The 23,847-nt window shown below is 67.8% G+C and carries 23 protein-coding genes and 4 pseudogenes; 16 read left to right on the top strand and 11 right to left on the bottom strand.

All coding sequences use genetic code 11. The annotated features are described in order from the left end of the window. Positions 1-77 precede the first annotated feature (77 nt). Positions 78-605, top strand: a complete 528-nt coding sequence (locus GA0070618_RS33585; RefSeq protein WP_143740525.1) for a hypothetical protein — start codon at positions 78-80, stop codon at positions 603-605. Then, positions 602-1,681 carry a tyrosine-type recombinase/integrase gene (locus GA0070618_RS21200; RefSeq protein ID WP_088983202.1) on the top strand — a complete coding sequence of 360 codons (1,080 nt, stop codon included), beginning with the start codon at positions 602-604 and terminating at the stop codon, positions 1,679-1,681. The genes GA0070618_RS33585 and GA0070618_RS21200 overlap by 4 nt, the downstream gene beginning before the upstream one ends. Here GA0070618_RS21200 and GA0070618_RS21205 read toward each other — a convergent pair. The 4 genes from GA0070618_RS21205 to GA0070618_RS21220 all read right to left on the bottom strand — a co-directional run bounded on the left by GA0070618_RS21205 (position 1,678) and on the right by GA0070618_RS21220 (position 5,601). Continuing rightward, positions 1,678-2,685 carry a hypothetical protein gene (locus GA0070618_RS21205; RefSeq protein ID WP_143740523.1) on the bottom strand — a complete coding sequence of 336 codons (1,008 nt, stop codon included), beginning with the start codon at positions 2,683-2,685 and terminating at the stop codon, positions 1,678-1,680. The genes GA0070618_RS21200 and GA0070618_RS21205 overlap by 4 nt on opposite strands. A gap of 2 nt (positions 2,686-2,687) precedes the next feature. Then, on the bottom strand, positions 2,688-3,026 hold the full coding sequence (locus GA0070618_RS21210) for a hypothetical protein (RefSeq protein WP_088983204.1): 339 nt from the start codon (positions 3,024-3,026) through the stop codon (positions 2,688-2,690). A gap of 425 nt (positions 3,027-3,451) precedes the next feature. Next, on the bottom strand, positions 3,452-4,360 hold the full coding sequence (locus GA0070618_RS21215) for a hypothetical protein (RefSeq protein WP_088983205.1): 909 nt from the start codon (positions 4,358-4,360) through the stop codon (positions 3,452-3,454). A 113-nt stretch (positions 4,361-4,473) separates the two neighbouring features. After that, a complete protein-coding gene (locus GA0070618_RS21220) occupies positions 4,474-5,601 on the bottom strand; it encodes a hypothetical protein (RefSeq protein ID WP_088983206.1) in 1,128 nt (375 codons plus the stop codon). Between the two features lie 235 nt (positions 5,602-5,836). Between GA0070618_RS21220 and GA0070618_RS35570 the strand changes: the two are divergent. Both GA0070618_RS35570 and GA0070618_RS21230 read left to right on the top strand, forming a co-directional pair. After that, positions 5,837-5,986 (top strand): annotated as a pseudogene (locus GA0070618_RS35570) (helix-turn-helix domain-containing protein); the annotation flags it as partial. A 185-nt stretch (positions 5,987-6,171) separates the two neighbouring features. Then, positions 6,172-6,833: pseudogene (locus GA0070618_RS21230) on the top strand (response regulator). A gap of 220 nt (positions 6,834-7,053) precedes the next feature. Here the strand turns inward: GA0070618_RS21230 and GA0070618_RS21235 are convergent. Next, entirely contained in the window at positions 7,054-8,049 is a 996-nt protein-coding gene (locus GA0070618_RS21235) for a tetratricopeptide repeat protein (RefSeq protein WP_088983207.1), read from the bottom strand. Between the two features lie 174 nt (positions 8,050-8,223). Here GA0070618_RS21235 and GA0070618_RS21240 point away from each other — a divergent pair, with 174 nt between their 5' ends. The 4 genes from GA0070618_RS21240 to GA0070618_RS21255 all read left to right on the top strand — a co-directional run bounded on the left by GA0070618_RS21240 (position 8,224) and on the right by GA0070618_RS21255 (position 12,005). Continuing rightward, a complete protein-coding gene (locus GA0070618_RS21240; RefSeq protein WP_231931856.1) occupies positions 8,224-9,429 on the top strand; it encodes an IS256 family transposase in 1,206 nt (401 codons plus the stop codon). A 269-nt stretch (positions 9,430-9,698) separates the two neighbouring features. After that, positions 9,699-10,658 (top strand): hypothetical protein, encoded by a 960-nt coding sequence (locus tag GA0070618_RS21245; RefSeq protein ID WP_143740594.1) that lies wholly within the window; start codon positions 9,699-9,701, stop codon positions 10,656-10,658. Then, positions 10,655-11,182, top strand: coding sequence for a hypothetical protein (locus GA0070618_RS34795; protein WP_231931396.1), 528 nt, complete (start codon positions 10,655-10,657; stop codon positions 11,180-11,182). The genes GA0070618_RS21245 and GA0070618_RS34795 overlap by 4 nt, the downstream gene beginning before the upstream one ends. 199 nt (positions 11,183-11,381) lie before the next feature. Beyond that, on the top strand, positions 11,382-12,005 hold the full coding sequence (locus GA0070618_RS21255; RefSeq protein WP_088983209.1) for a hypothetical protein: 624 nt from the start codon (positions 11,382-11,384) through the stop codon (positions 12,003-12,005). A 436-nt stretch (positions 12,006-12,441) separates the two neighbouring features. On the opposite strand, the gene GA0070618_RS21260 is transcribed toward GA0070618_RS21255, so the two are convergent. Continuing rightward, positions 12,442-12,633, bottom strand: coding sequence for a hypothetical protein (locus GA0070618_RS21260; RefSeq protein ID WP_088983210.1), 192 nt, complete (start codon positions 12,631-12,633; stop codon positions 12,442-12,444). Positions 12,634-12,697: 64 nt separating this feature from the next. Next, positions 12,698-13,283: pseudogene (locus GA0070618_RS34800) on the bottom strand (IS630 family transposase); the annotation flags it as partial. Positions 13,284-13,629: 346 nt separating this feature from the next. On the opposite strand from GA0070618_RS34800, the gene GA0070618_RS21270 reads away from it, so the two are divergent. After that, a complete protein-coding gene (locus GA0070618_RS21270) occupies positions 13,630-14,373 on the top strand; it encodes a transposase (RefSeq protein ID WP_269148433.1) in 744 nt (247 codons plus the stop codon). A gap of 1 nt (position 14,374) precedes the next feature. On the opposite strand, the gene GA0070618_RS21275 is transcribed toward GA0070618_RS21270, so the two are convergent. Together GA0070618_RS21275 and GA0070618_RS21280 are read right to left on the bottom strand one after the other, a co-directional pair. Beyond that, a complete protein-coding gene (locus GA0070618_RS21275) occupies positions 14,375-14,782 on the bottom strand; it encodes a hypothetical protein (RefSeq protein WP_088980870.1) in 408 nt (135 codons plus the stop codon). Next, positions 14,779-15,609: an IS5 family transposase gene (locus GA0070618_RS21280; RefSeq protein WP_088980871.1), complete on the bottom strand. Its 831-nt coding sequence runs from the start codon at positions 15,607-15,609 to the stop codon at positions 14,779-14,781. The genes GA0070618_RS21275 and GA0070618_RS21280 overlap by 4 nt, the downstream gene beginning before the upstream one ends. Positions 15,610-15,845: 236 nt before the next feature. Here GA0070618_RS21280 and GA0070618_RS21285 point away from each other — a divergent pair, with 236 nt between their 5' ends. The 4 genes and pseudogenes from GA0070618_RS21285 to GA0070618_RS21300 form a co-directional block, all read left to right on the top strand. Further along, positions 15,846-16,667 carry a transposase gene (locus tag GA0070618_RS21285; protein WP_088983212.1) on the top strand — a complete coding sequence of 274 codons (822 nt, stop codon included), beginning with the start codon at positions 15,846-15,848 and terminating at the stop codon, positions 16,665-16,667. 356 nt (positions 16,668-17,023) lie between these two features. Next, positions 17,024-17,854 (top strand): IS5 family transposase, encoded by an 831-nt coding sequence (locus GA0070618_RS21290; protein ID WP_088980871.1) that lies wholly within the window; start codon positions 17,024-17,026, stop codon positions 17,852-17,854. Beyond that, complete coding sequence (locus tag GA0070618_RS21295; RefSeq protein WP_088980870.1) at positions 17,851-18,258, top strand: hypothetical protein; 408 nt, start codon at positions 17,851-17,853, stop codon at positions 18,256-18,258. Before GA0070618_RS21290 ends, GA0070618_RS21295 begins: the two co-directional genes overlap by 4 nt. 71 nt (positions 18,259-18,329) lie before the next feature. Continuing rightward, positions 18,330-18,677 (top strand): annotated as a pseudogene (locus GA0070618_RS21300) (enoyl-CoA hydratase/isomerase family protein); the annotation flags it as partial. Positions 18,678-18,878: 201 nt separating this feature from the next. On the opposite strand, the gene GA0070618_RS21305 reads toward GA0070618_RS21300, so the two are convergent. After that, positions 18,879-19,808: an NmrA family NAD(P)-binding protein gene (locus GA0070618_RS21305; protein WP_088983213.1), complete on the bottom strand. Its 930-nt coding sequence runs from the start codon at positions 19,806-19,808 to the stop codon at positions 18,879-18,881. A gap of 94 nt (positions 19,809-19,902) precedes the next feature. On the opposite strand from GA0070618_RS21305, the gene GA0070618_RS21310 reads away from it, so the two are divergent. After that, positions 19,903-20,517: a TetR/AcrR family transcriptional regulator gene (locus GA0070618_RS21310; protein ID WP_088983214.1), complete on the top strand. Its 615-nt coding sequence runs from the start codon at positions 19,903-19,905 to the stop codon at positions 20,515-20,517. Between the two features lie 724 nt (positions 20,518-21,241). Here the strand turns inward: GA0070618_RS21310 and GA0070618_RS21325 are convergent. Continuing rightward, the gene (locus GA0070618_RS21325; protein WP_088983217.1) at positions 21,242-22,234 is read right to left on the bottom strand and encodes an aldo/keto reductase; all 993 of its coding nucleotides are present in this window, start codon (positions 22,232-22,234) and stop codon (positions 21,242-21,244) included. Positions 22,235-22,357: 123 nt separating this feature from the next. Between GA0070618_RS21325 and GA0070618_RS21330 the strand changes: the two genes are divergently transcribed. Together GA0070618_RS21330 and GA0070618_RS21335 are read left to right on the top strand one after the other, a co-directional pair. Continuing rightward, complete coding sequence (locus GA0070618_RS21330; RefSeq protein WP_088983218.1) at positions 22,358-22,978, top strand: TetR family transcriptional regulator; 621 nt, start codon at positions 22,358-22,360, stop codon at positions 22,976-22,978. Positions 22,979-23,448: 470 nt separating this feature from the next. Further along, complete coding sequence (locus GA0070618_RS21335) at positions 23,449-23,832, top strand: VOC family protein (protein WP_088983219.1); 384 nt, start codon at positions 23,449-23,451, stop codon at positions 23,830-23,832. Positions 23,833-23,847: the final 15 nt, after the last annotated feature.

Here is a 23,847-nt window from a genome sequence, read left to right on the forward strand (position 1 = left end):
GAGATCCACGCGAGATCAACTCCCCTCGCGTGGGGACGCGAATCGCTGCCTTTCATCTGTGTGCTCAGACGCCGGGAGTGGCTTCCACCTGCGCTGAGACCGCTGCGCCCGCACTGGTGGTGGCCTCGGTGAGTCTTGGCCGCTCGCGTCCGCGCCAGCCCGACGAGCAGTTCGTCGAGGCACTCGTACCTATCCCGCTGCCGGTCGCATCGCCGGAGCCGGCACCGCTGCCGACATTGCCCGCGCTCGCCGCGGGCATTGGCGACGGCGTGCTGTTCGACGTAGGTCGCCCCGACGCCGCCGGCCGCGTCACCGCTCGTGCACTGCTGCGGGCGTTGGGCTGGACACCGGGCCTCACGCTGCACGTCGACGTCGTGACCGGCGCAATCCTGATCACCCCGGCCGTCGACGGCGCGCACGTCGTGGGCACCCGCGAGGAACTGCCGCTGCCGGCCGCCGCCCGACACCTGTGCGGCATCGCCACCGGCGAACCCGTACTCCTGGCCGCCCTGCCCCGCCAGAACCGCATCCTCGTGCACCCCTCACACACCATCACCGCGGTCCTGGCCGACCTGCACGCCCGCATCCTCGGAGAACCCTCATGACCACGGATCCCGATCGTGTCGCCACCGCCCGAGCGCTGCTCGAGCACCTCGGCATCACCGCCGCCGACCTCACCGGCAGTAATCGGCCTGCCGTGCCGACAGTCGCCGAGTACCTTCCCGCTGTCGTCGCCGCAGCGAGCCCGGGCACCCGACGCACCTACGGCAGCTCCTGGCGGCGCATGGCCGCCGCCTTCGGCGACCGGCGCATCGACGCGGTACGCGCCAGCGACCTCGAAGCCCTCATGCGACAGGCCGCCGCCGACGCTCGCCCTCGCCGTACCTCACGCCACGGGCGGCACGCCGGCGAGCACCTCGTCGCCGCCGCCCGCGCCTTCTACAACCGCGCTATCGCCGACGGCTATCTGACCACCGTGGACAGCCCTGCCCACCGGATCCGCAAACCCCGCCGGCTACCCAACACTCGCCGCGCTCTCACCCCCGACGAACTGTCCGACATCAACGCCGCCGCCCGCAGCGGCGGTAACGACATCGTGCTCGACGCCCTACTGCTGCGCCTGCACACCGAAACTGCCTGCCGACGAGGCGGCGCTCTTGCGCTACGCCTGATCGACCTGGACACCGACCATGCGCTCATCCGCCTGTCCGAGAAGGGTGGCACGCAACGCTGGCAGCCCATCACACCGATGCTCGCCAGCCGACTGGACGATCACGCCCGAGCCCGCGGCGCCGTCGTACCGACCGAAGCGCTGCTGCGCTACCGCAATGGCCAACCCGCCACGTACCGGCGCTACGACCTGCTCTGGGCCCGCATCGGCCGGCAGTTACCATGGGTCACCGTGCACGGCATCACCACCCACTGGCTCCGCCACACCACCCTCACCTGGGTCGAGCGCCACTTCGGCTACGGGGTGGCACGCGCCTACGCCGGACACACCGATCGCCGCGGACCCGCCACCACCACCTACATCAAAGCCGACCTGCACGCCGTCGCCACCGCGCTGGCCGCCCTTACCGGGCAACCCCATCCACTCGCTACGTCCGCACCGATGGACGCTATCGTCGGACAGGCATCGACCGGGTCGTCGTTGAACCGCACCGACGGCGATCAGACCTAGGCCGTGATCGTGTCCTTGATCTGAAGTACGACTGGCCCTGCCGCTGTTGGAGCGATCCAAGCTTCGTAGGTGGGATTGCGAGTGTCGGTCTTCGTGGTTCCGAGCCAGGTATAGCGCACAGCCAACTCGTATGTGCCCTTGACGCGGTAGATTGCGAACTTCGGATCGAAGGTGGCGCGAGCGGTTAAAAGTGGATCACCCGTGGAAGACCATTTGACCTTCTCGGCGCCCGACGGCGGACTCCATTCGGGGCATCCAGCCGGCATAGCCGACTTGGCGTCTCGCACGCATCGTGTGAAGGCGTCGTTCAGTTTCGCGGCGACCAGCTCCCAAGGCAACTTGGGATCTTGCTTCATTACATCGGGGTCGCCTACGGCCGAGTGCTCCTTGATCTCCTGGACGTCAAGCCTCCCATCGACCCACTTCACCTTGGCCCAGTACTTCGCTGGCGTCACGACGCGGCGTAGCTCCTTCGAAGCGGTGTAGTCCGCCGTCACCATGACGGTCCCGAGCATGTCGAAGCGGCTGTCCGCTTCGGTGTAGTGAATGACCGTAGCTTCCAGAGGGTTGCCGTAGAAGACCCAACGGACCTTGGAGACGTCCGACGTCTCGACGATGGATTGCGGGCAATTGGCCGGGGTCGCAGACGGTGACTTCGCGCACTTGTCGAGCCAGTCACCTGCAGCCGCGACCACGGCCTCCTGCTTCACCTCAGCCGGCCAGGGATCTGACGTCGCAGGGAACGGCTCATCTCCGCCGAAGATGAAGTAGCCCAAGACAGCAAGAACGACGACGACGCCCAGTCCGCCACCACCCGCGGCTGCTGCCGCACCACCTCCCGATCCAGACTCTGTTGCCTCATCGTCCCTGAGGTCGACATTCGCCCTGGTTCCATAGTGGCGATGGTGATGCGTGTGGGTGCTCTTATCGACGTTTCCTTCGTAGTAGGACCCCTTGACGTTGGCCTGACGCTCGCCACCAAAGCCAGTTTGCCGATCTACCACGCTTACCTGCCCTCGCGATCATGGCCTCGCTCGAAGTAGTCGCCCGCGACGTTGGCCTGGCGCCCGCCACTGAACCCGACCTGGTTGACCACAGGGCCAGCTCTCCCGGACTTCGCCGGGCCGCTCAAGCTGTCCCGATCTTGAGCGCCAGACGAGGATGCCGAGCCGCTGGCGCTTCGAATTGTCAAAATCACACCGACGATCGCTACCGGTAACGCGATGATGTTTGCCCAGGCCGCCGCGCCGTCGAGGCTTCCGCTAAAGATCATTACTAGCGAGACAACGATCATCAGAAAGAGCGCGCAGGCGGTCAACTGTCGTTTGGGCACGACGTCCATCATGGGCGATGGTTGCAAACGTGCGGAAGCTCCGACGATAAGAAGTGTCCTTGATCTGCCACGTCGGCGACGTACTTCTTCGTGGTGCGGCTTGCCCGCCGTTCGAAGGGCGCAGGGCTATCCGTGAGCAGCAGTCGGTGTGGCACGGCGATGCGGCGGCCGACTCAACGGCTCCTCGTCGCAGCATCCATCGGTCGCGAGCTGCCTGCCGCGGCTGGGTGGCATCCGGGATCCCATCGTCACCAAGGCGACCGTCACCGCCGAAGCCGACGTCAGTGACGCATGACGACGATGGTCCCGGGCTGGGTCGTTGCTACCGCTCTTGCATGCCTTAGCGGCCAGCTGCACCCCTTCGATTAACCCGGAAACGTCGGCATCCGCAGCTGATCAAAGACGCGTTGAAGCCGACGCGCAACCGCCTGATGGAGTCAGCGCAGACCGTGCTGCGCGGCGACGCTCTCGGCTACCTTCCGGTGAGTGCCGGCTAGTCCCTGGGTGTCGAGCGCGCCGGCGAAGGGCTTGCTGCTGTCTGGTTTGACGAGCCGGCCGCGGCGTACCCAGACGTCGGTGGGGCGGATCAGATAGTTGGTGGTCAGGATTGTGGCCCTGTGCGCGAGGAGGAACTCGAGGATGCGGTGCAGTTTCTCGCTGTTGCGCGAGTACCGGCTCAGCGCCGACGTGCACAGTACGAAATCGCCTTCGGCGGCCTTCCCAAGCAGGTCTACCAAGCCCTGGTCGAAGCGCGGGTCGATCGCGCTGAACACGGTCACCGCGTCGTCGGCCGACGGCGGTGCCGTGACTACCTCATCGCCGCAAGGCAGGCTGGGCGTGGGTGCCGACGGTAGGCGCAGTGGACCGCGACCGCCGTCGGCGAAGGTGTCGGTCAGCGCGTCCAGACACGCCCACGCACGCGGATAGCGCCCGGCCAGCCCGGCGAAAGGGTTCGGATCCTGAGCGGCGATGGGCTGGCGGCGACGCGCGGCCAGCAGATGCGACAGCGGACCCGCCGCGTACTCCGTCGCCGGGATGATCCCGCTGTCAAGCGGACCGTCGTGGTGTGCCTGCTCGAGCAGGCTGTTTCGCACCACGAGGGTGACCTTGGCCTTCAGGTCCAGCGGTGACGCAAGCGGCTCGTGGTCGAACACCTCCTCGACGAACGGCGCGATCAGCACATCCTGCTCACGCTGCGGCAGGGCCGCCAGCGCCTCAGCCCGCTGCAACACGTCGTCGCCGATACGGCGGGCCAGATCCTCGTCTACGTCGCATGCTTCAGTCAGCATGCTGGGCAGCACGTCCCGGCAGAATTTGACCATGTGAGTGGGATCAGGGGCGGTCATCCCGATTGCCTCCGTCGGATTCGGACCAGGTGTCGACAGCGCCACACCCTAAGCAGATCGACGCGTTGTCGCGACAGACGCGCCATGGCGCAATCCTCAGGGGAGCGAAGGACTCAGGCGGGCAGCATGGCCTGTGCCGGCGTCAGCCAGTCGGCCCGTATGTGTTGCTGGGTCTGTTCGGTGACGCCCCAGTGGCCGCCGAAGGGCATCGCGTCTGCAGGGAAGGCGTACGACGCCAGGGGGTTGTCGAACCGGGTGATTCGCGGCCGGTAGGGGCCGCCAGGGAACCACTCGTGCACCGAGAAGACAGCCGAGACCCGCTGGTGCTTGCCGGCGGTGCGGTCACGGCCGGTGCCGAAGAACCCGTCACCCTTACGGATCATGGCCCCGCTCAAGATCTGGACTGCTGACGTGCCGGTCAATGCCTCGTGAACGTCCCGGATGTCGCACATGGTGTCACGAATGCCAGCCACGATCGCGAACGGCCTGTCGCGTAGCTCGTACTTCACGGCCTTCTCCTCGATCCGCGCCCGCAGCCTGGCTGCGGAATCGACAACACCGCCGATTGCCGCGCCATTGACCACGATGTCGTCGTCGGCGCAGATGCGGTAGCCGGCGGGCAGCGCAAGGAAACGGACGTCGATGTCGACGGCTGCGCTGCGGTACATCGTCCCGGGCACACCATGCTCGACGGGCAACGCGGCCGGATCGTCGCGCAGCTGGGCGATCGTCTTGTCGATCCAGGCGACGAGCGGGCGCATCCGCGGGGCACGGTCCCACCGGCGGATCTCCACCATGATCGAGTGAGTGGTCAGCGTCAGACGGGCGTTCAGGTCATCGACCAGCACGGCGTGGCGGCGCTGTTCCGCGGTCCAGTCCTCGCGCAGCGTCAGTGTCAGAACCTCCACCGCCCCCACGTACGAGCCGTCGGACGCGTAGAGGCGAAAGTCTGGACGGGTACCCGTGCCCTCCTCGTAGCTCACCTGGTACCGGCGAGACAGCAGGTTGTGCACGAGCAGCTCGTCGAGCGCGCTGTACAGCCGTGTGTCGTCAACCGCCCGCAGCTCGGCGTGTAGCCGCCCATCCCGGGACGGGAACCGCGAGTACATCTCGTTGACGATTCGCCGCCCCTGCGCGGCCTGCGGCCGGGTGCACTCCAAGAACCAATTCACCGCGGGTTCCACCGGGCTGATTCCACGCTCTCGAGCGATACGTGGCTCTTCGAACACCAGGCCCATCATGACCGCGACGTTAGCGGCCAATTACTCTGCCGACCAAGCCAAATTAACAGCCCGTCGCCTGCGGGGACGCTAACCATCTAGTGTCGCGTGTCTGAAGTGACTTGACGGTTTGTGTGCGGGAGAATGAGGCGTGTCTGTCGCTGCGCCGTTGGTTCTCCGTCCGGGCGATGGCGCCCGCCTTCGTGAGTTGACCCGTTGATCTACCGCGCCGGCTGGGCACGTGCAGCGGGCCCGGATGGTGTTGCTGGCGGCGGAAGGGCTGCCGAACGCGGAGATCGCGCGGCGGGTGGGGATAACCCGCCAGACCGTCATCACCTGGCGGGCCCGGTACACCACCGGCGGGTTCGCCGCCTTGGCGGACCTGCCCCGTTCGGGCCGCCCACCGGTCATCGACGAGGCGGGAGTGGTGAGCGTGACGCTGCACCCGCCACCGCGGCCGGCCCGGCTTCGGCCTCACCGGGCTGCACGAACGGGTCACGCTGCTCGGCGGTGCCCTGCGGGCCGGGCCGGCGCCCGAGGAGGGCTGGCTGGTCGAGGCCGAGCTGCCCCTGCCAGGAAGGGCGGTGGAGCGTGGCCATTCGCGTGCTCGTCGCTGACGACCAGCCGATCATCCGTACCAGGCTGCGGGTCATGCTCGACGCCCAGCCCGACATCGGGGTCGTCGCCGAGGCCGGTGACGGGGCAGCCGCCGTGCGTCTGGCCCGACAGCTGCGGCCGGACGTGTGCCTGCTCGACATCCGGATGCCCGCCCCGATGGGCTGACCGCGACCCGGTTGCTGGCCGGTCCGGAGGTGACCGACCCGCTGGTCGTGGTGATCATCACAACGTTCGACCTCGACGAGTACGTCTACGGCGCGCTCCGCGCCGGAGCCCGCGGTTTCCTCCTCAAGGACGCCGGGCCGGAGCTACTGGTCCAGGCCGTGCGGGCGGCAGCCGATGGGCAGGCCTTCATCGCCCCGAGCGTCACCGTGCGGCTGCTGGCGGCGTTCGCCGCAGCCCCGGCCGGGCGGCCCCCGGTCCAGCCGATCGACCCGCTCACCCCACGTGAGGAGGAGGTGCTGCAAGCCGTGGCCCACGGGCTGGCCAACGCCGAGATCGCCGACGCCCTACGAATCAGCCTGAGCACAACCAAGACCTACCTGGCCAGCCTGATGGCCAAGCTCGGGGCCCGCAACCGAGTCGAGATCGCCATGTGGGCCTACTGGACCCGCCGAATCACGATGCACCCCTGACTACCGGACCAGGAACACCACGAGCATCCGCAAGCCGTACAACCATCGACCCGGTCGAGCAAAATGTCCCTCGTCGCCGACCCGACTTCACTGGTGACTCAGCGTGGGCAGCGGAATGGGCGGCAGCCCGCCGACGGAGCCGAAGCGGCGGACCTCGCGGCGTGTGTACATCTCGTGTACCTGGCGCGGCACCTTTGCCCGTACGCCGACAATTCGGGCCTTACGGTCCCAGTATATCGAGTATCGCTTGGACCCGTTTGGCGCTCTGTGCATCACCGGTCTCGATGAAGGCCTCAACCGCCTGCCTCCAACAGCTACGTGCCTCGTCGAATCGGCGTACCTGGGCCAAAGCGATGCCGAGGTTGCTCTGCGCCGTGCCTTCGCCGTGGCGCTTGCCAAGTCGGCGGTAGATGTCGCGGGCGGTGCTGTGGGCGGTGATGGCCTCGTCAAGTCGTCGTACCTGCTGCAGGGCGGTGCCGCAGTTGTTCCACGCCTGAGCTTCGCCGTGGTGGTCTTCGAGCTGGCCGAGGATGTCGCGGGCGTTGGTGTGGGCAGTGATGGCCTCGTCGAACCGGCCTACCTCTCGGAGAGCGATGCCGAGGTTGTTCCACGCCAGGCCTTCGCCGTGGTGGTCTTCGAGCTGGTGGTGGATGTCGCGGGCGTTGGTGTGGGCAGTGATGGCCTCGTCGAACCGGCCCACCTGCTGCAGGGCGATGCCGCAGTTGTTCCACGCCTGAGCTTCGCCGTGGTGGTCTTCGAGCTGGTGGTGGATCTCGCGGGCGTTGGTGTGGGCAGTGATGGCCTCGTCGAACCGACGGACCTCGGTCAGGGCGATGCCGCAGTTGTTCCACGCCTGAGCTTCGCCGTGGTGGTCTTCGAGCTGGCCGAGGATGTCGCGGGCGTTGGTGTGGGCAGTGATGGCCTCGTCGAACCGACGGACCTCGGTCAGGGCGTTGCCCAGGTTGTTCCACGCCAGGCCTTCGCCGTGGTGGTCTTCGAGCTGGCCGAGGATGTCGCGGGCGTTGGTGTGGGCAGTGATGGCCTCGTCGAACCGACGGACCTCGGTCAGGGCGATGCCGCAGTTGTTCCACGCCAGGCCTTCGCCGTGGTGGTCTTCGAGCTGGCCGAGGATGTCGCGGGCGTTGGTGTGGGCAGTGATGGCCTCGTCGAACCGGCCCACCTGTCGGAGGGCGCTGCCGAGGTTGTTCCACGACACGCCTTCGCCATGGCGGTCGCCGAGCTGGCCGAGGATGTCGCGGGCAGGGGACTGTACAAATAACGGCTGATCGACCGATCAAGGGAGAGACGCCAGATGACGACCGAGATCATCTCGGGGCAGGAGCCGGCAGCCGTGCCGGTGGGTGCGGTCACGGATGAGCAGTTGATCGCGATGCTGGTCGATCGGACTCGTGGTGACGGGTTGAAGCTGACCGGTGAGGGTGGGCTGCTGCAGCAGCTGACCAAGCGGGTCCTGGAGTCGGCCCTGGATGGTGAGATCACCGACCATGTCGGCTACGACAAGCACGACCCTGCCGGTCGGGGCAGCGGGAACAGCCGTAACGGCAGCCGGACCAAGACGGTGCTCACCGATGTCGGGCCAGTCGAGGTGCGGGTTCCCCGTGACGCGGCGGGGACGTTCGAGCCGCAGATCGTGCGGAAACGGCAGCGGCGCCTGACCGGGGTCGACGACATGGTGCTGTCGTTGTCGGCCAAAGGCTTGACGCACGGCGAGATCGCCGCCCATCTGGCCGAGGTGTACGGGGCTGAGATGTCGAAGCAGACCATCTCCACCATCACCGACAAGGTGATGGACGGCATGGTCGAGTGGCAGAACCGGCCCCTCGACCCGGTGTATCCGGTCGTGTTCATCGACGCCATCAACGTCAAGGTCAGGGACGGTCAGGTCGCGAACCGGCCGATCTACCTGGTCATGGCAGTCACCGTCGACGGCCACCGGGACATCCTCGGGATCTGGGCCGGTGACGGCGGCGAAGGCGCGAAGCACTGGCTGCACGTGCTCACCGAACTGAAGAACCGCGGCGTCGCCGACGTCCTGATGCTCATCTGCGACGGGCTCAAGGGTCTACCCGAGGCAGTGGAGACGGTCTGGCCGCGCACCATCGTGCAGACCTGTGTCGTGCACCTGCTACGTAACTCGTTCCGGTACGCGGCCCGGCAGGACTGGGACAAGATCGCCAAAGCGCTCAAGCCGGTCTACACCGCGGCCACGGAGGACGCCGCGGCCGAGCGGTTCCTGGAGTTCGCCGAGACCTGGGGCAAGAAGTATCCGGCGATCGTGAAGCTGTGGGAGAACGCCTGGGCCGAGTTCGTGCCGTTCCTCGCCTTCGACGTCGAGATCCGCAAGGTCATCTGCTCCACCAACGCGATCGAGTCCGTCAACGCGCGCATCCGCAAGGCCGTCCGGGCTCGTGGGCACTTCCCGAACGAACAGGCCGCCCTCAAGTGCGTGTATATGGCGTTGATGAGCCTCGACCCGACCGGCACCGGCCGCCGACGCTGGACCATGCGCTGGAAGGCACCCCTGAACGCCTTCCAGATCGCCTTCGAGGGCCGGCTCACCCCGGCCAACCACTGACCACCTCAACCAAGATCAGCCGTTAACTTGACACTCCCTTAGGCTCGTCGGTCGGGCTTGGCGAACACCACGGTTGGGATCGTGTTCCGACCGTGACGGGTCAGTTCGGATGACGGCTCTGGCTGACGACAGCGAAGGTTGATCACGGCAATAACATTTAGGCTTAACCGATCCCAACAACCCGCACTTCTTCGGCGCCTGCCTACTCGCACCAGTGACACCGCGCGTCTCCCGCCGACGTGCTGGTGGTGCGACATACAGTGGCGGCCATGGATGGGGTCGAGGAGCCAGAAGGGCACGATCAGGTCCGAGACCTGTTGCTGCTGCGCGAACACGCCGGTGCCCGTGCCCGCATTGTCGACGAGCACATGTTCATCGTCGAGCGCTCGTCGTTCCGCCTGCAGTTGTTCACCGGCATTGGACTGCGGCCCGTGGCGGTAGCCACCCAGACTGACCGGGAGGGCGCCTCGCTGTCGAACCGGGCGGAGCGCTTCGTCGAAGCCGTCTGGCAGCGGCTGTGCCCCAGCGAGGCGCAGCCGCCCATCTTCATCGCGCATCAGTTGCTGGGCAGCGAAGACCTCGGATTCAGCCATTACGGCTTCACCGTGACCGGCCCGCACGCGGTGGCCAGCCCGCCAAGGTGGGGTCCTTACCTGCGTCCGGCCGAGCTCGCCGTCCTGGTCGGTGGCCCGGTCGATGCCGCTCGCGGGAACGGGCACGTGGAGCCGGTGCCGCCTGACGAGCCGTGGATGCGGTACGCGGTCGCCGCGCTGATCTGGTTGCCGAGCCCGGACCTGGAGGGCGAGCCAGCGTGTATGCCGGTCGGTACCCCGTGGTGGCGGCGCCTATTCCGGCAGGTCGTGCCGCGCCGGACGGGCCCGAGCTGCTGCTCGTATCACCGCGTCGACTGGGCCGAAGCCTCCGTCGCGGCCATCACGGCACTGGCACGCGCCGACGCCGGCGAGCTCGATCAGGATCCTGACCAAGAGCACGACGATCACCAGCACAAGCGGATGTTCGCCGCCCTGGAGGTGCTGCGCGGCGCCGGCCTGCACGAGGCGACACTCAAGGCGGCCGAGTCGTCGCTGTTCCTCGACCCGATCCAGCCGGAGACCTCCGACGGCGTCGTGCCCTACATCAACGGCCGCCACCGGGTGCAGGCGATGCTCGACGCCGGTGTCCGCCGCACCATCATCGGCCGCTGGGTGGAATCGGGTGGTCACCGATGACCGAACCCGATGACGATGTGCGTCTCGACGAACAGCAGGCCGCGGCGGTCCGTTACCTGGTCGCCCATGCCGACCAGGTGGGTCGGGCCTCCGGCCGCGAGCCCATGCGCGAGGCGCTGCTGCTGCTGCTGACCCGCGGCCGGTGGCCACGCCGGCACGGCTGGCCGGTCGTGCCGCGCCTGGGCACACCATGGCAGGACACAGTCTCCGCCGAACGGCACGGCTGGCGCTGCCGGACGGCGTACCTGCCCGGGGCCGCGGACATGGTGTTCGAGGTCGACTACCAGATCTGCCGCCGCTGCCGGCTCGGCTGGGTCGAGCAGCCTTACACCCTGCCCCGCTACCAGCGGCGCGGTCTCGCCCGCGCCGGCCTGGCGGCACTGCGCGTCGACCACCCGGGCCTGACCTGGCACACCCTGGGACAACACCTGTCCGAGGGGCGCGCGTTCTGGATCGCCGCCGGTCAGGACGTGCCGGGCGGCTACCGGCCCCGGGCGATGTGCCCGCACGTCCCGTCGGGCTGACGGCCGGCTCGGCAGCGGCCAGGGGCGCGCAGATGTCTCAAGTCCGGTGCGGCGCGCCACGGTGGAGCGCAACTCCGATCGCGGAGCTTGCCACTACCCTCACCTGCATGAACCTCAGTTCGAACGGCTGGCGTCGGCACACCGACCAGGCTGGATCGTCCCCCGATCGAAGCGTGGTGGTGAGTCGACGATGTCGGTGATGGGCTACAACGTGTCGTTCGCCTTCGCCGGCGAGGACTTCGAGAAGGTCGTGCTCGAGTACGGCGGATTCGCTCCAAGTGAGGGCGACGGCGCCTACTGGATGGTCGAGCTACCTGCGATGCTGCGGATGCTCCAGGCCGCCGCGCGGACCGGCGCCACCGCCACCGACGTGCGTCTCATGCTGCTGAAGATGATCGCTGGTATCAGTGAGCGCAGCGGCTGCTGTCCCGACTGCGACGAGTCGATTGATTCGTACGAGCGGGCCCTTCGCGAATACCGGGAGGCCGTGGAGAAGCAGCAGCACGAGGCGTCGATGACCCCGGAGAGCCATCCGTATGTCGTCAGCTCCTCGGGCAAGATCCATACCTGCACCTGCCAATCGAAGCCAGGTCAACGCACCATCGAGCACCCGGGCGCCACGCTCCAGGAATTCACGCACCGCAGCCGTGGCCACTTCTACGATGCCGGCGTGGACAGCAGCGCCAAGCGGTTGACCGCCAACGAACTGGCCGCCTGGCTCACCCGCCGCGAGGTCGTCAAGCGATGCAAGTTGTGCGAGCCGGCGTTACCCGGCGCGTACGCCTCCGAGGCATCGGACGTCGAATCCACCGCGCGGGGGTAGCACTCGATTAGGCGGACGAGCCAATCCACCTGCGACCCTGCCGGCGCCGAGGTCAGGATGGCTTGACCGGGCAGCAACGGTGCAGCGAGGCTAACGAGCGCGGCGTGTGCCTGGTCCACCCGCCGGGCCCGAACGCGGCGGCGTACAGCTGCGCACCGGCGGCGGCGAGGCGAATCGCAAGGTCGGTGGTGTCCGTTGTCCCGAGCACCCCGGACCAACGTGGTCGCGTCCGGCTCGCCGCCGCAGAGGGTCGGCACATAGGCTCGTGCGAGTTCGAGGATCGGTGGCGTGACGCGGGTCGGTGAGGTCATGGCGGCAGCGTTCTAGCCGCTGTTGGCGTATCCAGCCCGGGCGCCGGCACCTGTTGTAGGCGGCTGAGTGCCGGCGGCAGCCGGGGGCGTTCCACTCGTCGGCCGGCGGCACGTGTACGGCCGCATCACTCAGGCGGGAACTCCTTCTTCGCGACGAGCAATACGTCTAGGGGGTCATGCCACGCGCGCTCGACGATCCGGTACGACCCCTCGTCGAGCTCGATGGTGTCGCCGATGACAGGCACGACGGTGGTGGAGTTCCAGCGGGCGAGCAACCGACCGGACGGGCTCTTCTCAATGATCTCGATGGAAATCAAGGCATCTCCTTCTGTTGGCGTGGGCCGGTTCTTGATCTCAGACTAGGGTTGGCCGGCTTCCGGCCACGCTGGGGTGGTCCGATTCGTTGTAGGCGTCGATGAAGGTGCGGATGGCGCCGATCAGGTCGAGGACGCTGGTGAAGGTTCCTCGGCGGATGGCCTGGCGGGTGATGATGCCGAAGAACACCTCGACGAGGTTCATCCATGAGGCGCTGGTCGGGGTGAAGTGCAGGGTGATTCGGGGGTTCCGGCGAGCCAGGCTTTAACCTTCGGGTGGTTGTGGGTGGTGTAGTTGTCGCAGACCACGTGCAGCCTGACCCGGGGGTGGGCGGTGGCGACCTGCTTGAGAAAGGCCAGGAATTCGTCGTTGCGGTGCCGGGGGTAGCAGGCGTCGGCGGTAATCCGACCGGTGGCGACCTCCAGGGCGGCGAACAGGGTCGTGGTGCCGTGTCGTTGGTAGTCGTGGGTACGCCGTTCGGCCTGGTCGAAGCGCATGGGTAGCAGTCGTGCGGTCCGGTCGAGGCCTGGATCTGGGACTTCTCGTCGACGCAGACGACGACGGCCTTGTCCGGAGGGTGCAGGTAGAGCCCGACCACGTCGCGGATCTTGGCTTCCAACCGCGGGTCGGTGGAGAACTTGAACGTCTCCCGCACACAAACCGTCAAGTCACTTCAGACACGCGACACTAGACGGCGGCTCGCCTGACCCATAGGAGCTGAGGACCTGAACGCCAATATCGGTCACCTGCCTTCGCGCCTCGGTGCTCACGATGAGAGGCATGGTGTCAACGCCGGCTCAACCTTGGCTCTGGCACACATTTTGGATGCTGTTGGTGATCTTGGTTGTGTGACCGGGGGTGCGTCGCTGCCAGAGTTGAGGGCTTCTCGGTGTTGGGGTATCGGGATGTCGATGGGGCGGGGTTCGGGTTCGGTGGTGCCGGTGGAGACGGCTCGGGTGGCGTGGGCTGCGAGTCCGAAGGGCACTCCGGCGATGGTGATGCGGGATCGGTTGGAGGACCTGTTCGTCGATGACGACTTCGTTGGCTGGTTTCCGGTCAATGGTCGTCGGGGGGTGTCGCCTGCTCGGTTGGCGTTCGTGTCGGTGTTGCAGTACGCGGAGAACCTGACTGATCGGCCGGCGGCGCGGGCGGTGGCGTGTCGTATCGACTGGAAGTACGCGTTGGGGATGGAGTTGACCGAGCCGGGGTTCGATCATTCGGTGCTCAGCGAGTTCCGGGACCGGCTGGCCGAGGTTGATCGGGCTGATCGGTTGCTCGCGGTGATGGTGGGTCGGTTGGCGGAGGCGGGGTTGGTGCGGGCGAGGGGCCGGCAGCGTACGGATTCCACCCATGTCCTCGCGGCGGTGCGGCGGCTGGGTCGGGTGGAGTTGGTCGCGGAGACGATGCGGGCGGCGTTGGAGGCCCTGGCGAAGGTGGACGAGGTGTGGCTTGCCGGTGTCATGCCGCCGCAGTGGGCGCAGCGGTATGGCCGGTCGGTGCGTCACGAGCGGCAGCCGACCGGGGCGGTCGCCGTGCGCGAGTACGTGGAACAGGTCGGCGCCGACGGCATCGCCCTGCTGCGGGCCGTCTACGAGCCGAACGCCCCGACGGCCGGCTCGGGGGTGGCCGCCGTCGAGGTGCTGCGTCAAGTCTGGGTCCAGCAGTACTGGCACGACGAGTCAGGGCAGTTGCGGTGGCGGGAGGCGAAGGCGTCCCGGGCTCGTAAGAGGCCGGTTCGTTAGGTTAGGTCCGTTTCGGGGTGAGGGTGAACACTCCGGGTTGGTTCTCGGTCAGGACGTGATGCTTGACCATGCGTTTGAGCTTCGCGCGGGCGCTCTCGACGTGTTTCGGGATGGGGTCGACGCCGAGGGCGAGGCAGATGTCCTTGGCCCGCATGCCGGTGGTCGTGGTGTCGAGGACCGTCAGGATCTGCTGGTAGGGGGCGCTGGCTATCGTCGGGTCATCGGCGGTGAACTCGGCGGCGGTGAGGATGCGCAGCGTGGTGCGGGTGACCTTCAGGTCAGCCAGCTCGCCCTCGATGCGGGCGAGGTCGGCGGTGAGGGCGGTGATCTGCTCGCGTAGCCGGTCGGCGGCCTGATCGGCGGTGGCTTCGCGTGCGGTGATCAGGTCGAGGATTACGGCGAGGTTCACCGGTGTCGCCAGGACGGTGTGCTGGTGCCGGTCAGCCGGCGCACGATGGTGACCATCGACGCCCACAACGTTCGTGACACGGCCGATTCCGGGCGGCTCTCGTACTCGCGCACGAGCCGGCGGTGCAGCATCAACGTGCCGTAGGTCTGCTCGACGATCCACCGCTTGCGTACTGGCACGAACCCGGGTCGGGTGTCGGATCGTTTGACGACCTCGACGTCGACCCCGAGGACGGCGCCGTGCAGCGCGAGGTCCTGCTTGAACCCGGCGTCGACCCACGCCCGGGTGACCGTCGGGGCGCGCTCGACGACTGTGTCGAGCAGTCGGATGCCGATGGCGTTGTCGGTGACCGAGGCGGCGGTCACCACGACCGCGATGACCAGACCGAGGGTGTCCACGGCCAGGGCGCGCTTGCGGCCGGACACCTTCTTGCCGGCGTCCTTGCCGGTCGTGGCGGCCGGGACATGGTTCGCCGCCCGGACCGACTGGCTGTCCAACACGACCGCGGTCGGATCCTCGGTCCGGCCGGCCTTCTCCCTGGCCTGGCAGCGCAGCAGATCATGGATCGCCTGGTCGGTGCCGTCGTCCCGCCACAGGGCGAAGTAGTAGTAGGTCGCGGACTTCGGCGGCAGGTCGTGCGGCAGGTACGCCCACTGACAGCCGGTCCGGTTCTGGTAGAGGATCGCGTTCACGATCTCCCGCAGGTCGTAGTCACCCTGATGCCCCGACACCGAGACCCGCTTGGCCTTCCACGCCCGCAGGAACGGCCCGATCAACGCCCACTGCGCGTCGGTGACATCGCTGGGGTACGGCTTCCGATCACCCATGAACGGCCTAACGCCACTACCGCCCGACGGTCACGACCAGGATTCACATTCCCCGACATCGAGAGACCGCTATCCGTGGCGAACCCGCTGAAGGACCCTCAACCGGACGCAAAGCATAGATCAAATCAAAAGCCCTCGAACCGGCCTCTAAGAGCCGGGAGGGCACGACGCGGAGGCCTCGCCTCGCCACGGCGACCGATGACGAGGCGGAGCCGGCCCGCGGGCCGTTCTCGAGCGTGGAGATCGTGTCGCCACACGATCCGCAGGCCCGGTTCAGCCACAAGCCGGGCAAGGTCGAATGGGTCGGGTACAAGGATCACCAGACGGAGACCTGCGATGAGGAACGACCGAACATCATCGTGCACGTCGTGACGACTCCGGCCCCGCACCAGGACATCGGTGTCGTCGATGCGATCCACTCCGCGCTGGTCGGGCAGCGCATGGCACCGGCGGAGCACTTTCTGGACAGTGGCTACGTCACTCCCGAGACGGTGCACCAGGCATCGACAGCTCATGGGATAACGATCGTCGGCCCGGTACGCCAGGATCCGCGTGCTGCCGAACGGCCCGGGTTCGCCAAGGAAGACTTCGACATCGACTGGCGAGCCGAGACCATGACCTGCCCGAAAGGCACGGTCAGTCCACGATGGAAGCCAACCGTGGCAGACGGCAAACCTCGCCTGTCGGTGCTGTTTCGTCGGGCGGATTGCCGGGCCTGCACCGTCCGGCAGCAGTGCACCGGCAACGTCGACGGCAAGGGCCGACACCTGCTCCTCCTACCCGAGCCCCTGCAGCGCATCCAGACCCAGGCACGAGCCCAACAGCAAACCCCCGAGTGGAAACGGCGCTACGACCTGCGCGCCGGATGCGAGGCAACCGTCTCCGAAACCGTCCGCGCGCACGGCCTACGCCACTGCCGGTACCGAGGGCTCGCGAAGACCCACGTCCAACACGTCCTCACCGCCGCCGGCACCAACATCACCCGACTCGCTCAACACCGACCCGACCAGCGTCAGCGACCACGAAGCCGCCTGCAAGAACTCTTCCGCGCCAGCTGATGACCAATCATCAAGATCACCAACAGCATCCAGGAAGTGTGCCAGAGCCAGTTTTCAGGCGGGGCCGACACATGGGTAAGCCGGGCACAGGAACAAGGGAGAGGAGGACGCCGGCTGGCGGTACCGGCTGACGGGTCCGCCGTCACCGCCGGCCATCACCAACCAGGCCCGACCGCAAATCGTCGCCTGGGCCCAGACCGGTTCCTGAGAGGCCGGTTCGAGGGCTTTTGATTTGATCTATGCTTTGCGTCCGGTTGAGGGTCCTTCAGCGGGTTCGCCACGGATAGCGGTCTCTCGATGTCGGGGAATGTGAATCCTGGTCGTGACCGTCGGGCGGTAGTGGCGTTAGGCCGTTCATGGGTGATCGGAAGCCGTACCCCAGCGATGTCACCGACGCGCAGTGGGCGTTGATCGGGCCGTTCCTGCGGGCGTGGAAGGCCAAGCGGGTCTCGGTGTCGGGGCATCAGGGTGACTACGACCTGCGGGAGATCGTGAACGCGATCCTCTACCAGAACCGGACCGGCTGTCAGTGGGCGTACCTGCCGCACGACCTGCCGCCGAAGTCCGCGACCTACTACTACTTCGCCCTGTGGCGGGACGACGGCACCGACCAGGCGATCCATGATCTGCTGCGCTGCCAGGCCAGGGAGAAGGCCGGCCGGACCGAGGATCCGACCGCGGTCGTGTTGGACAGCCAGTCGGTCCGGGCGGCGAACCATGTCCCGGCCGCCACGACCGGCAAGGACGCCGGCAAGAAGGTGTCCGGCCGCAAGCGCGCCCTGGCCGTGGACACCCTCGGTCTGGTCATCGCGGTCGTGGTGACCGCCGCCTCGGTCACCGACAACGCCATCGGCATCCGACTGCTCGACACAGTCGTCGAGCGCGCCCCGACGGTCACCCGGGCGTGGGTCGACGCCGGGTTCAAGCAGGACCTCGCGCTGCACGGCGCCGTCCTCGGGGTCGACGTCGAGGTCGTCAAACGATCCGACACCCGACCCGGGTTCGTGCCAGTACGCAAGCGGTGGATCGTCGAGCAGACCTACGGCACGTTGATGCTGCACCGCCGGCTCGTGCGCGAGTACGAGAGCCGCCCGGAATCGGCCGTGTCACGAACGTTGTGGGCGTCGATGGTCACCATCGTGCGCCGGCTGACCGGCACCAGCACACCGTCCTGGCGACACCGGTGAACCTCGCCGTAATCCTCGACCTGATCACCGCACGCGAAGCCACCGCCGATCAGGCCGCCGACCGGCTACGCGAGCAGATCACCGCCCTCACCGCCGACCTCGCCCGCATCGAGGGCGAGCTGGCTGACCTGAAGGTCACCCGCACCACGCTGCGCATCCTCACCGCCGCCGAGTTCACCGCCGATGACCCGACGATAGCCAGCGCCCCCTACCAGCAGATCCTGACGGTCCTCGACACCACGACCACCGGCATGCGGGCCAAGGACATCTGCCTCGCCCTCGGCGTCGACCCCATCCCGAAACACGTCGAGAGCGCCCGCGCGAAGCTCAAACGCATGGTCAAGCATCACGTCCTGACCGAGAACCAACCCGGAGTGTTCACCCTCACCCCGAAACGGACCTAACCTAACGAACCGGCCTCTGAGGACCGGCTCGATCAGCGCCCACCGCTCATCCTGGGGCCCTCAGCACCGAGGTCCGCAGCCTGCCGCAGGTCACCATCGGCAAGGTTGCCGGCTTCGCCGGGGGCGCGGGCAACGAGTTCCTGATGTATCTCGACATGCGGTTTGCGGCGATTGGCCGGTCCGGTCAGGCCCAGCCCGAGGCCCGGATGGCGATCCTTCCCGGCGGCGGAACGGTCCAGATGGCCCGTTTGCTCGGCCGGGAGCGCGCCCTGGAACTGCTCCTCGGCGGCGAACTCGTCGGCGCCGAACTGGCCGAACGCTACGGTCTGGTCAACCGCGCGCTCCCGGCGGACGAGATCGACGTCTTCGTCGACCGGCTGGCACGGCGGATCGCCCGCCTGCGGCCGGAGGTCGTCGCTGCGATCGAAGCGACCACCGAGAACATCACCCCGAAGATCCCCATGAGGCGTACGCCGCGGAGAACGCCGCCCTGTTCTCGTTGTTCAGCGAGGACATGGTGGAGTCGGCTCACCGGCAGCTCGCCGCGGGCGTGCAGACGCGCGAGGGCGAACGCGACCTGGAAGGTCTCCTCGAGAGTCTTACCTGACCGGCCCGGGCGATCAGCCCTGACGGAGGGGACGCAGGTGGCGGTCGGCCCACTCGGCGAACGAGGTCAGAGGGATGTCGAGGGCACGAGCGAACTCCGGCCGGGCCGGCTGCCCGGCGACGTTCAGGAACTCGTGGGAGGTGGTGGCCCACGGCGGCATGCCGGCGGCGAGCGCCTCCGCCTCGGTCATGTCGGGAGCGGCGCCGTCGATGCCGAGCGACTCACCGATGATCTTCGCGACCTCGGTCATCGGCAGGTGGTCGCCGGCCAGTTCGAGTTCGACGCGGTGGAAGCGGTCGGGGTCGGCGAAGGCCGCCGCGGCTGCTCGACCGATGTCGTCGACGGCGACCAGCGACAGGTGGGTCTGCGGCCGGAGGACCGTCGCCAGCCCGCCCGCGATGCCCCGCGGTAGCAGGTAGGCCAGGTCGGGCAGGAAGCTCTCCATGAAGAAGCCCGGCTTGATCAGCGTCCACCGATGGAAGCCGGCGGCCCGGACGCGTTCCTGCATCCCGGCCTTGGGCAGGTAGACGCGCTCCATCGCGGCCCAGCGCCCGTCGGCCCAGCCGGGGGCGTGCTCGTGCTGCCCGGCGCCGGAGACCGACGTGTGCACGAACTGCGGGACCTCTGCGGCCAGCGCGGCCTCGATCAGGTTGACGCCCTGGGCGAGTTCGCTCTCGAAGTCCCAGGTGTCGCCGCGCAGCTCCGGCATCTGCACGGAGAAGACGGCGCGGGCGCCCCGGGCCGCCGGGACCAGCGATGCGGGGTCGCGGAGGTCGCCGGCGACCAGCTCGGCGCCGAGGGCGGCGACCGCGGCGGCCCCGTCGGTAGCGGGGTCACGAACCAGGGCGCGCACCGGGACGCCGGCGGCGAGCAGGGCGCGGGTGGTTGCCCCGCCCTGCCGGCCGGTGGCACCGGTGACCAGGACTGGTGCTCGATCTGACATGGATACACTCCTCGACACAAGAAACGGCGGGGGCCGCCGTTTACGCTTGCTAAGATACGGCGGACCCCGCCGCTTAGCAACGCCGAGGTGAGACATGCGAGCGGACGCCCGCCGGAACTACGAACTACTGCTCGCGGTGGCAGCGGAGGCGGTGGCCGAACACGGGGCCGACGCGTCGCTGGAGCAGATTGCCCGGACCGCCGGGGTGGGCTCCGGCACGGTCCGACGCCACTTCCCGACCCGGCACGCCCTGCTCGAAGCCGTCTTCCGGGAGCGCATCGACGCCCTCTGCGCCCACGCTGGCGAACTGGCGGGCAAACCGGATCCCCGCGCCGCGCTCGTCGATTTCCTGATCGCGATCACGCGGGCCGCAGCGACGATCCGAGGCCTGGCCGAGGCACTGAATCGCGGCCGCACCGAAGGCGTCTACTGCGCGTCCGACCAACTGTCCGAGGCGGGTGAGCCGCTGGTTCGTCGGGCCGCCGAGGCTGGAGTGCTCGCGCCCGATGTCACCTTCGCCGACCTGTCGACGCTGGTCACCGGGATCGCCCTGGCAACCGAGAACGACCCCGACCCCGGCGCCACGGCGACCCGCCTGCTCTCGCTGGCCATGACGGGGTTCACGGCGACACCGCAGGAAGCCACACAGCACAGACCACTTGCGGGACCAGGGTCTGACCACGCTCTCGGGGCAAGGGCCCGATCGTAAGCCGTAGCTCAGGCGGCTTCGCCGCCCTCAATACCGGTCTGAGGTACGGCTCGCGGCCCGCGCGGCCGCCACGGCCCTTGTCGAGTACCCCTGCCACTTCTGAAGTGAGCCCTGCACTCGTTGCCATCATCGCTGATCTTATCGTTGTCGACCGCACCGCCCGGGGTCTCTACCGTGGAGTCGGCTGCGGGCCTGCTCGCAGCGCTGGGTTCCATACGGCCTCGACCACCCGGCCGCGAAGTCGATCAGCCCGGTCACCGCCGGGACCACCACCGACAGGATCGTGGAGGCGAACGTCGTCGCGGCCAGGGCCGCCTTGACGAAGATCGGTAGCGGCGGCAGCACTGCGGTCAGCAGCCGCACACCATGGCGACCGCGAGCTGGAGGCCCAACAACACCAGGTCGGGCAGAAGCGGGGCGATCTGGAATCAGGGCGTCGGGGAACGCCCCACCGAGGTCCGTCGCGATCGCGACGACCGCAGGCACCAGCTGGGCGCCGTCCGCTACGAGGCCACCATCCATCTCGCCGCCATCAACGAGTGGCTGTAACGGACTTCGACGCAGGCCCTAATTAGTCGGCTGTCATGCCTTCGGGGAGGCGGGAGCCGAATCCGCCGGCGGGGAGGATCTCCTTGATGCGGGCAAGATCGGTCTCGCTGAGGGCGAGGTCTGCGGTGCCTGTTGGCCGACGGGCCCGGCGCCGTATGCGCGGGTGCCGGCGCGGTCAGTCTGTGGTGAAGCTGGACAGCATCGCAGCGGGGTAGCGGCTGCCTGCCGAGCCGCGGGGAAGGATTTCAGTGAGGCGGGCCAGATCGGCGGCCGAGAGCTGGACATCGGTGGCGCCGGCGTTCTCCTCGAGGCGCTTGGTGCTGCGGGTGCCGGGAATGGGCGCGATGTCCTCACCCTGGGCGAGCAGCCAGGCCAGCGCGAGTTGGGCGGTGGTGATGCCCTTGGTGTCGGCCAGCTTTTTGAGCTGGTCGGCGGCGTGCAGGTTGTACGTGTAGTTCTCGCCCTGCCAGCGCTCGTCCCAGCTGCGCATGTCGTCCGCGGGGTACTCGCTCGCGGGCTTGACCTGGCCGGTGAGGAAGCCGCGGCCAAGCGGGGAGTAGGGCACCAGGCCGATACCGAGTTCCCGCAGGACGGGAAGGATCTTCTCCTCCACCTCCCGCTCGAAGAGCGAGTACTCGTACTGGAGCACGGAGACCGGGGTGACGGCGTGGGCGCGGCGGATGTACTGGGGGCCGACGTTGCTCAGGCCGAAGTACTTCACCTTGCCTTCGGTGATCAGTTCGCCGACCACGCCGGCGACCTCCTCGACCGGAACGGCGGGGTCGGAGATGTGCTGGTAGAAGAGGTCGATGTGGTCGCTCTGCAGGTAGCGCAGGCTGTTCTCGGCGACCTTGCGGATGTTCTCGGGGCGGCTGTTGAAGCCGGGGCTGAGCGGCGAGGCGGTCATGTCGAAGCCGAACTTGGTGGCGAGGACCACCTCGTCGCGGAAGTCTTTGACTGCCTCGCCCAGGAGGATCTCGTTGCTGCCGGTACCGGCGCCATACAGCTCGGCGGTGTCGAAGAAGTCGATCCCGAGTTCGTGGGCGCGGCGGATGGTCGCGATGCCCTCGTCGTCGTTCGAGGCACCGTAGGCCATGGACATGCCCATGGTCCCCAGGCCGAGCGCCGAGACGCGCAGGCCCTGAGAGCCCAGATTGCGGTGCTGCATGAGTTCACTCCCTCGGTGGTTCGCCGGCTTCACCGCAGAGGGCAAACCGAACTGTTCCGTTTGACTCTACGCGCCGATCGCCCAGATGCCAAACCAAACGGTTCGGTGCTTTATTCTGGGGCCATGTCCCAGTCCCGCTACTCCGGCCAGACCGCAGCGCCCGCCGCCGGCGGCGACACCACGCGCGAGCGCATTCTCAGCGCTGCCATGGAGGAGTTCGCCCGGCACGGCATCGCCGGCGCCCGCGTGGACCGCATCGCCAAGCTCGCCAAGACCAGCAAAGAACGCGTCTACGCCTACTTCCGCAGCAAATACGCGCTCTATGCCGCTGTCGCCGCACGGGAGTACGTCGTCATCGCCGAGGCCACCCAGATAGACCCGACCGACCTCCCTGGCTACGCGGGCCGCCTGTTCGACTACTTCGTCGCCCGTCCGGACCACCACCGCCTGATCACCTGGGGCCGCCTCGAACTGCCGGGCACCGCAACCGGTGCCGACGATCCCACCCAGGCAGCGATCACCCGCAAAATCGACCAGCTCCGCCAGGTGCAGCAGGCTGGACAGCTCGACCCCGCCTGGGACCCGGCCGACGTCCTCGCCCTGGTCAACCAAATCGCCACGACCTGGGCGGCGCAGCCCGAACTCAGCGAGGCCGCCGCCGCACACGCCGTGGACCCCACCACCGCCGCCCGCCGCGCCGCGGTGGTGACCGCTGTCGAGCGGCTCTTCCCCCGAGCGCGCTGAGGCCCCCGGACCGGCGCCAGCCCTGCTCGAACATTCCCGAAACGGCGCCGGCCGCCCTTGCCGCTCGTCAATGGGCACATCCTGCTGAGCCAGGGAAAGAGATGCCGGGTGGGCAGGAACGGGCGCCCCTTGCGCTCACGCGGTGCCGGGATTCCGTGCTCACCGGCGCTAGTGCGTTGTCGACCGATGCGCATCGGGGGGTGGTGGGTTGTCATTTCTCAGCTGCCCAGGTCTCAGTCGTCCAGGACGTTGCCGCTGTCGGGAGGGGACCGTACGGCGCGGTGGCAGAGGACGAAGGCCCGCATGGAAGCGCGGGCGCCGGCGGGGTTCACCGCAAGAGGTCGGTGTCTTCTTAAGCTGCGATCGGTCCTACGGCTGCCGGCTACCCAACCGACGAGATGCGCCGACAGGCGGTGCGAGCCCAGAGGCGCTTGCGCATCCTCGATCCGTTTCGGGTGTAGCGTGCAGCCATGGCCGTACATTGGACGCTCGGCTGCGACGCTGCCGATCCTCAAAAGATCGCCGCGTTCTGGGCCAGGGCACTTGGGTACATAGCCGAGCCGGGGTACGACAATTCCGACGGTGCATCCATCGTAGATCCGCAGAGAGTTGGCCCCGCGATCGGGTTCCTGCGCGTACCAGAGGGCAAGATCGCCAAGAATCGGATGCACATCGACATCCGCGTAGCTGGAGAACCTCCGTGGCAGATGGTCGAGCGCGAGCAGCTCATCCGGGCGAAGGTCAACGACTTGGTCAGCGTCGGCGCACGGGTCGTACGCGAGGAGTCCGACGGCCGTCACCTAGGTCACGTCGTCATGCTCGACCCTGAGGGAAACGAGTTTTGCGTCGCGTGATCGGCGAGCCGGTCC

The organism is Micromonospora echinospora (genome assembly GCF_900091495.1).
In the GTDB taxonomy this organism is placed as follows: domain Bacteria; phylum Actinomycetota; class Actinomycetes; order Mycobacteriales; family Micromonosporaceae; genus Micromonospora; species Micromonospora echinospora.

Bases quoted from the DNA above. Each gene is read 5' to 3' on its own strand.
- GA0070618_RS21200 (WP_088983202.1), top strand. From the start codon at position 602: ATGACCACGGATCCCGATCGTGTCGCCACCGCCCGAGCGCTGCTCGAG.
- GA0070618_RS21210 (WP_088983204.1), bottom strand. From the start codon at position 3,026: ATGATGGACGTCGTGCCCAAACGACAGTTGACCGCCTGCGCGCTCTTT.
- GA0070618_RS21215 (WP_088983205.1), bottom strand. From the start codon at position 4,360: ATGACCGCCCCTGATCCCACTCACATGGTCAAATTCTGCCGGGACGTG.
- GA0070618_RS21220 (WP_088983206.1), bottom strand. From the start codon at position 5,601: ATGATGGGCCTGGTGTTCGAAGAGCCACGTATCGCTCGAGAGCGTGGA.
- GA0070618_RS21240 (WP_231931856.1), top strand. From the start codon at position 8,224: ATGCTGGTCGATCGGACTCGTGGTGACGGGTTGAAGCTGACCGGTGAG.
- GA0070618_RS21245 (WP_143740594.1), top strand. From the start codon at position 9,699: ATGGATGGGGTCGAGGAGCCAGAAGGGCACGATCAGGTCCGAGACCTG.
- GA0070618_RS34795 (WP_231931396.1), top strand. From the start codon at position 10,655: ATGACCGAACCCGATGACGATGTGCGTCTCGACGAACAGCAGGCCGCG.
- GA0070618_RS21255 (WP_088983209.1), top strand. From the start codon at position 11,382: ATGGGCTACAACGTGTCGTTCGCCTTCGCCGGCGAGGACTTCGAGAAG.
- GA0070618_RS21270 (WP_269148433.1), top strand. From the start codon at position 13,630: ATGCGGGATCGGTTGGAGGACCTGTTCGTCGATGACGACTTCGTTGGC.
- GA0070618_RS21280 (WP_088980871.1), bottom strand. From the start codon at position 15,609: ATGGGTGATCGGAAGCCGTACCCCAGCGATGTCACCGACGCGCAGTGG.
- GA0070618_RS21290 (WP_088980871.1), top strand. From the start codon at position 17,024: ATGGGTGATCGGAAGCCGTACCCCAGCGATGTCACCGACGCGCAGTGG.
- GA0070618_RS21305 (WP_088983213.1), bottom strand. From the start codon at position 19,808: ATGTCAGATCGAGCACCAGTCCTGGTCACCGGTGCCACCGGCCGGCAG.
- GA0070618_RS21310 (WP_088983214.1), top strand. From the start codon at position 19,903: ATGCGAGCGGACGCCCGCCGGAACTACGAACTACTGCTCGCGGTGGCA.
- GA0070618_RS21325 (WP_088983217.1), bottom strand. From the start codon at position 22,234: ATGCAGCACCGCAATCTGGGCTCTCAGGGCCTGCGCGTCTCGGCGCTC.
- GA0070618_RS21330 (WP_088983218.1), top strand. From the start codon at position 22,358: ATGTCCCAGTCCCGCTACTCCGGCCAGACCGCAGCGCCCGCCGCCGGC.
- GA0070618_RS21335 (WP_088983219.1), top strand. From the start codon at position 23,449: ATGGCCGTACATTGGACGCTCGGCTGCGACGCTGCCGATCCTCAAAAG.